Origin of the sequence: Gracilibacillus thailandensis (genome assembly GCF_010994055.1) — a bacterium.
Taxonomy (GTDB): Bacteria; Bacillota; Bacilli; order Bacillales; family Amphibacillaceae; genus Gracilibacillus; species Gracilibacillus lacisalsi.
The window spans coordinates 20653-35059 of the sequence record NZ_WJID01000031.1; the positions used below are offsets into that span (position 1 = coordinate 20653).

The 14407-nt window shown below is 37.6% G+C and carries 12 protein-coding genes and 1 riboswitch; of the genes, 7 read left to right on the forward strand and 5 right to left on the reverse strand.

What is annotated here, in order from left to right:
* Positions 1 to 33: 33 nt before the first annotated feature.
* The 4 genes from GH715_RS10635 to GH715_RS10650 all read left to right on the forward strand — a co-directional run bounded on the left by GH715_RS10635 (position 34) and on the right by GH715_RS10650 (position 6278).
* Entirely contained in the window at positions 34 to 978 is a 945-nt protein-coding gene (locus GH715_RS10635) for a carbohydrate ABC transporter permease (RefSeq protein ID WP_153835329.1), read from the forward strand.
* A 244-nt stretch (positions 979 to 1222) separates the two neighbouring features.
* Positions 1223 to 2884: an extracellular solute-binding protein gene (locus GH715_RS10640; RefSeq protein ID WP_153835328.1), complete on the forward strand. Its 1662-nt coding sequence runs from the start codon at positions 1223 to 1225 to the stop codon at positions 2882 to 2884.
* Between the two features lie 36 nt (positions 2885 to 2920).
* Positions 2921 to 4690, forward strand: a complete 1770-nt coding sequence (locus GH715_RS10645; RefSeq protein ID WP_153835327.1) for a sensor histidine kinase — start codon at positions 2921 to 2923, stop codon at positions 4688 to 4690.
* The gene (locus tag GH715_RS10650; protein WP_153835326.1) at positions 4665 to 6278 is read left to right on the forward strand and encodes a response regulator transcription factor; all 1614 of its coding nucleotides are present in this window, start codon (positions 4665 to 4667) and stop codon (positions 6276 to 6278) included. The genes GH715_RS10645 and GH715_RS10650 overlap by 26 nt, the downstream gene beginning before the upstream one ends.
* 196 nt (positions 6279 to 6474) lie before the next feature.
* Here GH715_RS10650 and GH715_RS10655 read toward each other — a convergent pair whose 3' ends face one another.
* The 5 genes from GH715_RS10655 to GH715_RS10675 form a co-directional block, all read right to left on the reverse strand.
* Positions 6475 to 8964, reverse strand: coding sequence for an FIMAH domain-containing protein (locus GH715_RS10655; RefSeq protein ID WP_228760289.1), 2490 nt, complete (start codon positions 8962 to 8964; stop codon positions 6475 to 6477).
* Positions 8965 to 9220: 256 nt separating this feature from the next.
* On the reverse strand, positions 9221 to 9346 hold the full coding sequence (locus GH715_RS21780; protein WP_276208109.1) for a hypothetical protein: 126 nt from the start codon (positions 9344 to 9346) through the stop codon (positions 9221 to 9223).
* Between the two features lie 177 nt (positions 9347 to 9523).
* A complete protein-coding gene (locus GH715_RS10665) occupies positions 9524 to 10630 on the reverse strand; it encodes a 5-methyltetrahydropteroyltriglutamate--homocysteine S-methyltransferase (RefSeq protein WP_153835325.1) in 1107 nt (368 codons plus the stop codon).
* Between the two features lie 27 nt (positions 10631 to 10657).
* A complete protein-coding gene (locus GH715_RS10670; protein WP_153835324.1) occupies positions 10658 to 11410 on the reverse strand; it encodes a cyclase family protein in 753 nt (250 codons plus the stop codon).
* Between the two features lie 138 nt (positions 11411 to 11548).
* A riboswitch (SAM riboswitch) is annotated at positions 11549 to 11651 on the reverse strand.
* A 147-nt stretch (positions 11652 to 11798) separates the two neighbouring features.
* Positions 11799 to 12947, reverse strand: a complete 1149-nt coding sequence (locus GH715_RS10675; RefSeq protein ID WP_153835323.1) for a DEAD/DEAH box helicase — start codon at positions 12945 to 12947, stop codon at positions 11799 to 11801.
* A 192-nt stretch (positions 12948 to 13139) separates the two neighbouring features.
* Between GH715_RS10675 and GH715_RS10680 the strand changes: the two genes are divergently transcribed.
* The 3 genes from GH715_RS10680 to GH715_RS10690 all read left to right on the forward strand — a co-directional run bounded on the left by GH715_RS10680 (position 13140) and on the right by GH715_RS10690 (position 14406).
* Complete coding sequence (locus GH715_RS10680) at positions 13140 to 13454, forward strand: DUF3892 domain-containing protein (RefSeq protein WP_153835322.1); 315 nt, start codon at positions 13140 to 13142, stop codon at positions 13452 to 13454.
* 249 nt (positions 13455 to 13703) lie between these two features.
* Positions 13704 to 13919: a hypothetical protein gene (locus GH715_RS10685; RefSeq protein WP_153835321.1), complete on the forward strand. Its 216-nt coding sequence runs from the start codon at positions 13704 to 13706 to the stop codon at positions 13917 to 13919.
* A 19-nt stretch (positions 13920 to 13938) separates the two neighbouring features.
* Entirely contained in the window at positions 13939 to 14406 is a 468-nt protein-coding gene (locus GH715_RS10690) for a UPF0158 family protein (protein WP_153835320.1), read from the forward strand.
* The last annotated feature ends 1 nt before the right edge of the window (position 14407 follow it).

Here is a 14407-nt window from a genome sequence, read left to right on the forward strand (position 1 = left end):
AATATTAAAATTTCTATAAAAAGGATGAGTTCTATGACTATATGGCATGCTATCACGTTTGACAGGATTAAACGTTGGAGTTGGTCGTTTGTCCGTTTTGTATTAATGGCGGGGTTGTCATTTGTGATTCTTTATCCAATTTTACAAAAGATTTCAACAGCAATTAAACATCAGAGTGATTTATATTCACCAATTGTAATTTGGATTCCAGAAAATTTCACTTTAGAAAACTTTATTAGTGCCATGTCGATTATGAATTATTGGGAGACCCTTTTCAATACAACGATTTTGGCGACAGTAACAACGATTTTAACGACAGCATCCTGTGCGCTTGCAGGCTATGCCTTTGCAAAACTTAGATTTAAAGGTAGTAAAATTCTTTTTGCTGGTGTGGTTATGACTATTTTGGTTCCACCAACAACGATATTGATTCCAATGTATATGAACTTAAGGGATTTTAGCTTGGGAGGTATCATTCCTTTATTAACAGGAGATACGGTCAATTTACTCGATTCTTATTGGCCATTTATTTTAACTTCGATTACAGCTAACTCTTTAAAAGCCGGTCTGTACATTTTTATATTCACTCAATTTTTTAGAGGTATTCCGAAAGCGATTGAAGAAGCGGCATATATAGATGGTGCAAGTGTGGGAAAAACATTTTTTAGCATAATGTTACCGAATGCAAAACCAGCGATTGTTACAGTTATGTTGTTCTCCTTTGTTTGGCAATGGAACGACAGTTTTTATACAACAACGTATTTGACATCAGCAAATGTAATGTCAACGCAGCTTTCCTCATTACCTCATAATTTAGCCATATATTTAGAAGGTTCTACTTCAAATGTTGATCCCTTCTACTTGAGTATGGTGCAAGATACAGGAATTTTATTAGGCATGCTACCTTTAATTATTCTTTATTTATTTGTCCAACGTCATTTTGTTGAAAGTGTTAAACAAACAGGAATTGTTGGTTAAAAAGAGAGATAGAAAATAAGTAAATACACTTCTTATTCATTTGTTATAATGGAAGAAGTGTTATTTTCTTTTCTTATTAGTATCTTAAGTATACAAGTTTTATAGTTCGATAACATATTATGGATGTATCTATATCTATTATCCTCTTGCGTTTTTATTAGCTTTTTAATGAACGGGAGAAAAACCGTAAATGTATTGGTAAGTATGTCATTAAATTTACTTTGGGGAGGCATGCGGTTTACAAATGAAAAAGCATTTAAAGTTATGGGGGTTGGTCACATGTTTAATAGGTTGTTTTTTAATAGGTTGTAATCCGGAAGAATCAAATAATGAAGAATCAGATACTACTAATACGCAGGAAGAAACTGTTTACCAGCATAAGGGTTTAAACCGTTACGAAGAACCAATTGTTCTAAAAATAGTTGGTGAGATAAGTGATAATGTTAGGGGTCTAGAAGATCAGTTTCCAGGCGAAACATTAAGTGATAATCGTTGGACAAGGCTTTATAACGACATGCTAGGTATTGAAATACAATACGAATGGATTGTAGAAAGTCCTTTTTACTATCAAAGGTTAGCAAATGAGATTGCTTCTGGTAAATTATCGGATGTAGTGAAGGTTGATGCAGTACAGATGAGACAATTAGCGAATGCAGGATTAATCCAAGATTTGACGACTGTTTTTGAATCTTATGCTACACCTTTCACCAAATATGTTATGAGCCAAGAAAGTATTGATCCGTTTGAAGCGGCTAGGATGGATGAAAAATTAATGGGGATTCCAGAAGTTATATCTGACCTTGATACCATGCAGTATATTTGGATTCGTACAGATTGGTTAGAAAATTTAGATTTAGATCCACCGAAAACAATGGAGGATTTATTGGTTATTTCGAAAGCGTTTACACATGATGATCCAGACCAAAATGGAGAAGATGATACGTATGGTTTAGCCGTTACTAATTATTTATGGAATAACATTGGTGGTTTAACTGGTTTTATGGCAGGCTTCCAAGCATATCCCACAACTTGGTTAGAAACGAAAGATGGTCAATTAGTATACGGGGGGATACAGCCCGAAGTAAAAGAAGCTCTAAGTGTACTACAAGATATGTATCATGACGGTCAGATTGATAGTGAATTCATGTTTAAGGACGGTAATAAAATTAAAGAACAAGTGAAAAATGGTGAAATCGGAATGCTATTCGGAGAGCAATGGGCCTCTTTCTTTGTAGAGGATAGTCTAAATACAAATCCAAAAGCAGATTGGCAAGCCTTTCCGATTGTGTCAGCAACAGATGAGCCGCCTAAAATGCCAATTAGTCACCAAGTAGATTATTTCTGGGTAGTTCGAGCAGATTTTGAATATCCCGAAGCCATTGTGAAATTGATTAATTTGCATTTAGAAAAGAATTGGGGAGAAACTGCTGATTATGAGTATTATTATAGCACCCCTTATCCAGTTTGGCAGTTTTCACCTGTAACACCGTATCCAGTATTGAAAAATTTAGAAGCATATCGAGATTTAGAATATGCAAGACAGACAGGGAATGATAGCAATCTCTATGGGGAATCAAAAGCTATTCATGAAAGAATAGAAGCCTATCTAAATGAAGATGAAAAAACTGGCTGGGGTTGGTATAAAACATATTCTTCAGATGGTGCTTACTCGATTCTGGATAAGTTTTTGAAAAATGATCAAATTTTATTTGATACATTTATATCACCGCCAACTGAAAAGATGATTGAAATGGATACTATCTTAATGAACCGCCAATTGGATTATTATCAAAATATAATATTAGGAAATCCGACTAGTGAGTTTGATAGCTTTGTGAATGACTGGAAAGAAGTTGGCGGCAATATTATGACAGAAGAAATAAATAACATATACCGAAAAGACTAATAATAGCTTTTTTGACAAATACGAGGTGCATGCAAGATGGTAGGAGGAACATTTCAATCATTTAGGAAACATTTATTTACCCGATTAATAACGATGTACCATATTGTTATTCTTCCTATTATTATTTTAGGAATCTATCTTTATATATGGAGCTATAATTATGCAAGCGAAGAAATTTCCCGACATACAGAAAGTCAATTGAAGGTATATTTGGAGAACTTAAATCGAGAGCTGACATGGATGGAAACACAACAATATAATTTATTACAAGATAATGAGTTACAGACTGTCGCTTTGACATGGGACATAATGAATAACGTGGAAAAAAAAGAAAGTATGCAATACTTGTTTGATCGTTTAATGACGATTAAAACTACGAGTGCGTATATTGAAGATATTTTCATTCATATCCGTTCAATTGACCGATCTGTTTCTGCTTTAGGGCATGTCCAGAATTATAATGCTGATTATTATACTTCCATTTATTCTAAATTGATGGAAGATACCTATCTTATAAATGTGATAGATGATTCTTTAAGGCTAATTGTTGGCAACATGAACAGAGACACGGATGGGCTGCCTTTCTTCTTTGTTGAGATTATGCTTGATAAAAATAAATTAGAAAATTCACTTGATTCTATCAATTTATATGAGAATAATGGATTTTTCTTACTGTCAAATGAAGAGGATCTATTGTGGCAGTCCTCAGAAGCCTCAGAGGATATTCTAATAGAATATTTAACTACTATGGATTTAAATGAACAAGAAAATAAGCGAATGTTAACAATTGGAGATGAAAAATACCAATTTAATCAAGCGTACGACGAAATGCGTAACTTTACGGTCATTAGTTATTTGCCTGAAGAAGAGGTGGAGCGCCCATTAGGTATTTTTAGAAATTGGGTTTGGTTATTTGGACTATTCGTTATTTTTGCCATCATTATTTATGCATATAGCACTTATCGACTTGTTCATCGTCCTTTAGTTGTCTTAGTAGATGCATTTAGACGAATAGAAAAAGGTGATTTAAATCAACCAATTAAACACAATAACGAAGGTGAATTTGGCTATTTGTATAATCGATTTAATAAAATGATTGGTAGATTAAAAGTATTAATTGATCGAAATTATAAACAAACCTTAATGGTACAAAAAGCAGAATTAAAACAATTACAATCGCAGATTAATCCGCACTTCTTATATAACAGTTTTTTTATTTTAAATTCATTAGCTCAAACAGAAGATATCCCCCGTCTAGAACAATTCACCCAAATGCTTGGTGAATATTATAAATTTATTACACGTACTGATGAGAATACCATTGAATTAAGAAATGAAGTTAAACATGCTCGTATGTATACAGAAATTCAAAATATGCGCTTTTCTCGCCGAATCAAAGTTGAATTTCAGGAATTGCCAGAAGAATTAAACCAGATCAAAGTGCCTAAATTAATTGTTCAACCGATTATTGAGAATGCTTATAAGTATAGTTTGGAAGATAAAACAGAAGCAGGAATTTTAAGTGTCACATTTACAAGCATGGAAAATAAAGTAGATATCATCATCGAAGATAACGGTGAAAAACTTACTAAAGAAGAGATAGAAAAGTTAGAAGAGCGAATTAAAAACCCTAATAAGGTGCGTGAAATAACGGGTTTAATAAATATTCATCGCCGATTGGTCCTTAGCTTTGCAAGTGGCAGTGGCTTATATTTATCACAAAGTGACCTAGGCGGATTGAAAGTAAAGGTTCGACTTGTATGTAAGGAGGACTATAAACATGTATCGCTTACTCATAGTAGATGATGAAGAACTTATAACGGATGGTCTTTATGATGTCTTCAGTCGATTAATGCCAGAACATTTAGATGTTTATAAAGCATACTCAGGTAAAGAAGCGCTTGATTGGATGTCGCGTACACGAATTGATATTATTCTTACAGATATCTCTATGCCTGGCTTATCAGGATTAGAATTAATCGAACGCGTGCAATCCTTATGGCCACATTGTAGGGTGATTTTTCTAACAGGATATGATTATTTTGATTACGTATATCAAGCGATTCAGATGAACGATGTAAAATATTTATTAAAAACAGAAGGTTATGCGAAAGTAGTGGAAACAGTAAAAGAAATTTTAATGGAGCTGAAACAATCCTCCTTAAAAAGTCAATTGCCAGAGTTAACAGATCAAGAAAAACATGCGTATGAAATGATGGCACAAAGTGATTTTATGAGACACCTCATTCAAAAAAGTAATGTAAGTGTTCGAGACTTTAGTAATCTTGAAGTCGAATTTCATCATTTAAACATTCCGCTAAAAACAAGTGAGCAAGTCTACTTAGTCCTTGGAAATTTAACGTATCCAAAGAATACAACCTATACAAAACAAACTAACATTTTACATTATGTCCGATCTTATTGGGAACAGAAATTTTCCTCACAACTAAAGAGTCTCAGTATTATGGACCGTTACGGTGATCTCGTTTGGTTTATACAAATGAAAGAAGATAAACCTTTTACACCACAACATTTACTGGACTATTTAGAAGGAAATTTAGAAATGATTCAGGATGATTGTTTGCAAATAATGGATCTAACGCTTCAATTTACAATGAGTAATGGACCAGTTGATTGGCAATCTGTATCAGAAAAGTATGAATATTTACGGCAATTACAACAACTGAAACTAGACAGCAAATATCCAAGTATTATTAAGGAACAACCTAATCAAGCGGAAACAGTAGAGACTTTAAATCCAATCCCAAAAATGGATTTACTGACGGCCCACTTGTCCGCGAATCGAAGAGAGGAATTTTTTGAAGAATTCTATGAACTAATAAAGTCAGTACAAAAAGACAGCTATCACCAAATGACAAAAGTTTATTACTCTGTTGCACTTGTTCTATATGTTGACATAAGTCAAAATCAATTACAAAATCGAATGGATGATCTTGATAAAACTTTTAAAATAGATGAGCATACGTCCTTAACAAGTAGTTTTAACTACTTAGAAAAGGTAGCGAATCAATTATTTGCCTTGAAAAAAGCAGATGGTCAAGATCGGGCCTCACAAGTTATTGAAGGAATTTGTCAGTATATTGAGAACCATTTAGATGAAGATTTATCTTTAGTGAGACTAGCGGAAATTCATTATTTTAATCCATCGTATCTATCCTATTTTTTTAAACAAGAACAAGGAATTAACTTATCGGAATATATTGATCGTTGTAGAATTAGAAAGGCTCGTGAACTCCTAAGCCATAGTGATTTAAAAGTTCGGGAGGTAAGTGAAAAAGTGGGGTATCACACTGCACATTCGTTCACACGCTTTTTTAAGAAAATGACTGGTATGACACCAAAAGAGTATCGTGGTAGTTTAAGTAAACAGTAGCTTGTATATTCATCCAAATATATATTTTTATCGAAACAAGGCTTCTTATCAGTAGAAGTCTTGTTTTCTTTTGGGAGAACGACACTCCCACTAAATGGTACACCTGTTTGAATCAAAAGAATAGACCACATAAAATCTTAAGATATTTTATGCGGCCTATTTGATTATCACCTCTTAAAGGATCCTTGTATGTCTATCATAGATTATTTATATATCTGATCGTCTCTTCTGCTGCGAAAATCATCTCTATTGCCTGCTCTTCAGTCAGTTTGCCTGAATTAACAAAAGCATTGACCTGTTTGATAAAGGCGTTTAGCATATTGATGGCTTGTTCAGGTTTGTCATGTTTCTCATCCAACAGAAATCTTTCTGCCTGATTTAGTTTTACCATCAGAGCATTCCTGTTGCCACCAACAATATCAAGGTCTGCAACAATCTCTTCAAGGTCGTCAATCCTGTTTTCGGCCCTGAACTGTGCGAACATCCAATCAAAGATATTCTTATCTGCGTATTCTTCATGGCCTGGGCCATACCTGAAGCTTGCGTTTGATTGACCGATAAGGTTACTGAACACTTGGGCTTCGGTTTCGTGCGGTGTCCAGTCAAAGCCGAAGTATGGAAAATTAAATGCCTGGTTGGTTTCCAGAACCGTCACGTTAGCTTCTGAATATAAGCCACTAGCTCCAGCGCCTGTTGAGAAATAGTTTGTCCAAGCATTACCAGCACCATCATCCTTATGTGTATGCGCCCATATGGCAGTTTTTGTGAGCTCGGGATTCGCGGTAAGCTGTTCTACGGTTGGTAAGGAGCCTCCTGCAAGCGGAACGATTGCCGCGAGGAACTCAGGATTGCGGTTATAGAAACCGATTGTGTACATACTCCCCATAGAGAAGCCGGACATGTAGATACGGCTCATATCCACCTTTCCCTCAGCGGCCAGTTTCTCCACGTATGCCATAAGAGCCTCATTGTTGTCCTGATTGTTTGAGTGGTTCTGCGTAGCTATGATGTGTGCGTTGTACTTGCCCGGGTTCTCCAGTTGGTGCTTGGAAAGCACAGCTGCGCCGTTCGCAGTTTGCACGGGCGCGAAGTAGTCCCCCGAAGGGCCGCCGCGGCCGCCGCCATGGTTGTAGATGAACAGCGGGAGAGGACCGAGGTCTTCCCAGGATTCGTCGATCGAAATCAGGATGTCCATGTTGCCTGTTCCATCCGGGTTCGTTTTATCAGGAACAAACTTGTCGAGCGCCGGGTTTACTACCTCTGCTTGAGTGAATCTCGGGATTATGGTAGTGCCGTCTGTCAGCTTGATCTCACGATCCACGTTGACGCGGTAATTGAGCATCGCCGAGAATGCGTTTTGCAAGTTGCCAGAAACCATTGCGCCGGATGTATAGCCATTGGCATTCCAAAACTCAAATTCAACGATGATGTAGCGTCCGCTCTCGGGCATATCTGTTACGAGGTCGTCGGATCCTGGTGCAGGCGATATATAGCCAAGCGGCTCGGGATCATTGTTTACATATACTCTGGTGATATTGCGCATGCCGTCGAAAATCACGGTCGAGCCATCAAGCCTCGTGTTCCTGGCGGCAGCCGTAAACATGTCGGCGCTCAGGTCGGTAAGGTTTGCCGCGTTGCCTTCGCCAAGGTCGATGATGACCGCTGTAGTGACGTTGCCGACAGAGAATATGTCGTTATACACTGTGAACGGTAAATCCGTTGCGTTTGAAGCAGGCTTGAATGTCACGTGGATGCTTGTGTCGCTTGCGGTAACGTTCTTTATTGTGTATGTGTTGTCTGTAACAGCCACTTCTTCGTCGTTAACCGTAACCTTATCCACTTCAAACCCGAACGCGGGGTTGAACGTGAAGGTCACGTCTTCGCCATCGTTTACCCAAACATGGCCTGCCAGGGAGGACGGACTTATACTGCCATTCTCGCCGGATGACGTCATGACGTAGTGCTGAACGCCAACGTTCACGTTCGGTTCATACAGACGCAATGACGGTGACTCTTGCATCTGCTCAAGCAGTTGAGCCGCGCTCGTAGTGCTCGCTTCCTTGCTCTTTGCAGTGAAGCCGTCTTTCGTACTCGTCAGGGCAAAGTTCCACTGGTTGTTCCCGCCCCAATTGTACAGGGACACTGTGCCTTCTTCTTCATCCAGTACATGCAGCAACAGGCTCTGCTGGTTGCCGTTGCTGGCTGCGCCGGTCGTGTTGAGGGGCGCATGCTGTGCATTGAAGCTGGATTCCCTTCTCAGGGGTTCCGTGCCACCGCCTGTGCCGGGAGCGTTGTTCAATAAATAGTAGCCCGGGCCTTCACCAAGACCGCCGGATGCCGCCGCAGTGTTTGCGCCAAGGCCAAACTGCCAGATCATGTCGTCCGTCACTTCGGATGTGATCAAGCCGTCTTCAATCGTCACGGGCTTGGACACCATGCCAACCTGAGTGTCGCCGGTGACGTCGCCTGGTGTGTTGATTGTCGCTTGAGCGTTAGTAAGCGCGCCGTGCTCGGACACGATGAGATAGCTTCTACCAATCTTGACATCAGCAGGGTCGACCTGCCTCCACGTGATGTTTGGTTCCGGCTCTGTCTCCGCCGCCTTAGCCTGGGGTAAGTTGTATACCATTTCTGATACCATAATGAAGTAAACTAAGAAAGCCACCACTGATATTATTTTACGCATTACCTACCAATCCTCTCCTCTCTAATTCCTTGTTTTTTTCCCTTTCATTACAATTTGACGACATGACTATCGCCTGCAAAAAAAGAAAACTAACTTAATCACCCCCAGTTTGATATAAGTCGTTGGGGATCTTAAGATGTTAAATCGTTCTAGAATGTCCCTAAGACAAGTATAAGTATAGCACGAATAATTTGAGAATAATGTCATATTGTGTAAGCGTTGTCATTATTTTTGTCATAGTTGCTAAGGTCAATTGTTATTGCTTGGACACATAGAAAAAGAGCGTCGCAACGACTAGAGCAGCACCGCCAATCACTAATAATCTTCCATAATGATCTCTTGTTTTAAAAGCATTCTTTGCGATTCTTAAAATATAAATCAACAATATTAGACATAGACTAATTCCAACTATCCAGCCAAAAGAGTAGAAATTGCAAAGTCAGACTGACGAAGGATTTATTTTTCAATTTTTCTATAGTAAACAAATAATTGCAAATAAAAATCCCCAAGCACCTGTATCGAAACGAGCACTTGGGGATTCTATTATTAAAGATACTTATTACTGTCCGAGTAATTCTTTCGAAAGTTTCACTACATACGCTAATTTATTCCATTGTTCTTCTTCTGTTAAAATATTTCCGTGATGCGTAGAAGCAAATCCACATTGTGGGCTTAAGCAAATTTTGTCTTTCGATACAAATTGACTCGCTTCTTCTACACGTGCTTTAATTAATTCTTTGTCCTCGAGTTCGCCGAATTTTGATGTAAATAATCCTAATACAACACGTGGTCCGTCTTCCTTTGCAATATGACGTAATGGTTGGAAGTCACCTGAACGATCATCATCATATTCTAAGAAGAAACCATCTACTTTTTCTTTAGCAAACAGTGTCGGTGCGATATGTGCATAGCTTCCTTCAAATGCCCATGTCGAACGATAGTTACCTCTGCAAAGGTGTGTTGTAATAATTAAGTCTTCTGGTTTATCCTCTAATACACTATTGACAACATGTAACGATAAATCAATTAGTTCTTGTCTCGATAAGTTCTCAAAAGCAAATAATTGCTCTGCGTTTAATCCAGCAATATATACATCATCAAATTGCAGATAACGACAGCCTGCATCATAGAATGCTTTCACTACATCACGGTATGTATCGATCACATCTTGTGTATAATCTTCTAATTTCGGGTATATGTCTGGATTACGAATACCTGCATGGAACAGTTGGTTAGGACTTGGTATCGTTTGTTTCGCTACTGCACGGTCTCCAACAATTTCTTTAAATTCAATGAAATCTTTAATGAATGGATGATCTGCATTAAAGGAAACTTTCCCAATGTTTCGTACATCATATGGTTCTGTCTCCAGACCGTGGAACTGAAGTCCTTTTTCTGGAACATATCCTTCAAATCCATTCAAGTGTTCGATAAAATCAAGATGCCACCATCCACGACGAAATTCACCATCTGTTACTAGTTCTAGCCCCACTTCAATCTGCTTATCTACAATTCTCTTAATCTCATTTGTTTGTACTGCACGTAACTCATCATAGGATATCTTACCTGCTTGGAAATTCTCATTTGCTTTTTTTAAGCTTTCTGGTCGTAATAAACTCCCCACATGGTCTGCTTTAAAGGGTGCTTTAATAAATGTTTTTGTCATAATTAATCAATCCTCTCTATTTTTTTCTTAAGGTATTATTGCAAAAGAGCGCACTGGAAACCCAGTTGCCTTTTCTGGTTTTGCTACTATATTAAATATGATACTGCCTTTTGGGGGCAGTTTATCTAAATTTGTTAATAATTCTACTTGGTATGTATCTTGCTCCAGTACATAATATTCGCCAATTAGCGATCCGTTTGCTCTTGCATCCTTCGCAGAATCTGTATCAAACGTTTCGTGACCAATGGCTTTCACTTGTCTCTCTTGGAAGAGATATTTCAATGCATCTAATCGCCAGCCAGGTGCATGTGGATTCCCCTCGTTATCCTTATTCTCGAATTTCTCAACATCTGGCCAACGTTTGCTCCAATCTGTTCTTAATGCTACAAATGTTCCTTCTTCTATTTGTCCATACTCTTCTTCAAACAATTTAATATCATCGACTGTTACGGTATAGTCATGATTTTCTGCTGCTTCTTTAGATTTATCAATCACAACAAGAGGTAACACTAACTCTTTTAAATCTAATTCTTCTAGCCAACGCTGATTCGGTACAAAATGAATAGGTGCATCTATATGTGTTCCATATTGCCCTGGAAAGGAAAATTGTTGAACAAAAAAACCATCTTTATGCGTAAATAATGGGTCAATCTCAGCATTTGGTAATGCGGAAAAATGTGGGGAACTAGGCCCAAATGTGTGTGTTAAGTCAATCCATTTCTTACTTTTTAGTTTTTGCAAAGCGTCTATCAATTCTAGTTGGTTGCCTTCTATCGTCATTCTTCCTCCTCCTTCACATGCTAAAACGCTTAGGACGCTTACCATGAATTCTATTTGTATATTTTATCTTTTTGAAAAACCAAAAACCCCTTTTCTAAATAAGAAAAGGGGCAAAATGTCAACTACAATCTGTCTCCCTTCTTATCTTCAAGCGTATCACTTCTGGAATTGGCACGGTACTTACAGATAGTCCGTTGCCGAGGTTTCAAAGGGCCAGTCCCTCCACCTCTCTTGATAAGAAATTTATGGTATTTAATTTAAATATTACAATACGCCAAAATATGGTACAATGTCAAGTCTCATTTCTTCTGGTGCCTGTCACTACATGAATTTTGTCGATTTTGACCTTTTTCGGGTAGTGACAAACAGCATTGCAAGAAAATGTGATCTACTCTGAATCAACAAATTTCCCTTTAAACAGACTTTTCTTTGAAACAGTCAGATCCAACTGGCGACTAAATTTCTGCAGTTGTCGCTCCTCACTCTCGGTGACAATCGCTATAACGGTTCCTGAGTTAGATCCCAACCGTCCAGTTCTTCCGGAGCGATGAACAAATTGTGTTGTCTCTTTAGGCAAGTCCATATGAATAACATGGGTTATATCAGGGATATCTAAACCTCTTGCAGCAACATCTGAAGCTAGTAGTAGTTCAGATTTTCCTTCGCGAAATTCTTTAATTGCTTTAGCTCGTTCTTGCTTTTTGGAGTCACTATGTAAAACTCCTGCATGGATGCCCATATAATCTAGTTTTTCTGCCAGTACCGAAAGCGTTGTAATATCTTTGACGAATACCAGTGCTTTCATGTCATGATTACGTAGGAGCCTTCTTAGAGATTCAATCTTATCTCTCGCTTCACAAACAAGATACATATACTCCACATTTGGTCGATCATCCTCTTCTTTACCTACTCGAATTACTTCAGGACTGTTCATTAGTTCTTCTGCCTTTGATTGTACTGTCTCAGGTAGCGTTGCCGAAAAGACAAGCATTTGTCGATCACTTAAGGTACTTTTCACAATTTTTTCGATAGTAGCTATATGTTCGGGGATTAACAGTTGATCTGCTTCATCCAATACAATCGTTTTTACTTGATGCATCTTTAATTTTTTCTGGTTAATTAGTTCGTTGATTCTTCCTGGTGTTCCAATTACGATTTGCGGTTTCTTTTTCAATTTTTCAAATTGTCGCTTTACGTTTGCTCCTCCAATCAGTGTTGCACTTCCAATTCCACTATCCCTTGACCACTTCTGAACTTCTTGTTTTATTTGCATCACTAGTTCATGGGATGAGGCTAAGATGACAACTTGCGTATTTCTTTGAGTTGGGTCGATTTGTTGCATAAGTGGTAAAAGGTAAGCTAGCGTTTTACCGCTGCCTGTTGGTGACTCAGCAATGATATCTTTTCCGTCGATTATAAAACGGGCCGTATGCAGTTGAATGGCTGTTAGCTTTTCGAACCCGGATTTATCCCAAGCGGTTTGAAGAAACGGTTTCAGGTCAGGTAATACTTCATTTAATGATTGTGTTTTATTCATTATTAATGCTCCTTTTATTGCTTCAATTCGTATGTCTTTATTCAGAGTAATCTTGATTACTATATACGTCAACTTGTACCATTATTTTGTGATAAATTAAATCGATTATGTGCCTCCATAAGCTGGGGAGTGATCACACATAAAAATTTCGCCTTCGTTACAAACTACATGTATGTTTAGGAGGTATAGAATATGGATAATCAAGAATTTGAGAAGATATACCAAGATTATAAACAACAGGGTGAGGAACAAGCTCAGCAGGAAGTCTCAGCATCTGGAGAGGATGGAAAAGAACAAATTGTTGCTGTTCGAAAAAATGATGATGGCGATATTATTGCATTTAAAACGAATAGCGGCAGAGAGTTAGACTACGTGACCGCAATTGATGAAGCAAAAGCAGGAAAATTGGAGCACGTCGATGTTTTTCATAAATATGGTAGAGACATTATCCGTAGTGAACCTGATGGTATTAAAGCAAATAATCTAGATCAATTAGATACTTTTTAATGGACTGTTGAAATAGACTTCTCTAATTTTTGGAAGTCCAAATGGAGACTAACTTATGAAAAGGAATACCAAATTACATCGTGTGATTGGTATTCTTTTTTCGTGGGTATGGGAAGCAATAATCATCAAAAATAAAGGTATTCTTTAAACTAGGATTTGCTTTTAAAACCTTTTAACTTGCTGATCATCAGATGATATAATAAACATAAATGATTTGGATTGTCATTACCAACTAAAGGACGTATATTTATGTATGCTGATTATTTGTCATGGCTTGAGGATGAACGAATCGAGATTATTGCTGGTGTATATTACTTACAAGCAGCACCTGCTAGATTGCATCAAGAGGTATTATCTTCAATTACATCGCCATTTAAGTTTGGTATTTGCACAGTAAATCTATCATACTTTAATGGGGCTGTTGTCAGTTATGGGCTAGTGCCCCTTTTATTAAGTGTTTCATAATAGGAAAGGAGCGACTAAAATGAGTCCAAAGGTAAAATTAAGTGCGATTATAGATGGAATGGAGATGCAATCAGAAGAATTTAATTCATTTTTAAATAAAGAAACAAGTGAAGTTGTATTCGTTTCAAGGAGTGCATTAAGAACGGCAGAAGATGGAGATGATTTTGATCATCTTGCTGATTGGGAACAACAAGAGGTTAATACTGCCATCGATATGTTGGAATATGAAGATAAATATGCTTCACTTCCATCACAATCTGAAATAGATGAGTATGACATGATGGAACAATTTTGTTTTAGTCAGGAAGATGAATCGATACAATCAGCTTTGCTAAATGCTATCCGTGGAAGAGGAGCATTTAGCAGATTCAAGGATCAGATTATCACACTTGGTGTCAGTGATGAATGGTTTACATTCCAAAATGTTTGTTACAAACAAATAGCCATTGATTTTTGTGAAAAAGAGCAGATCGACTATGTGGAATAGG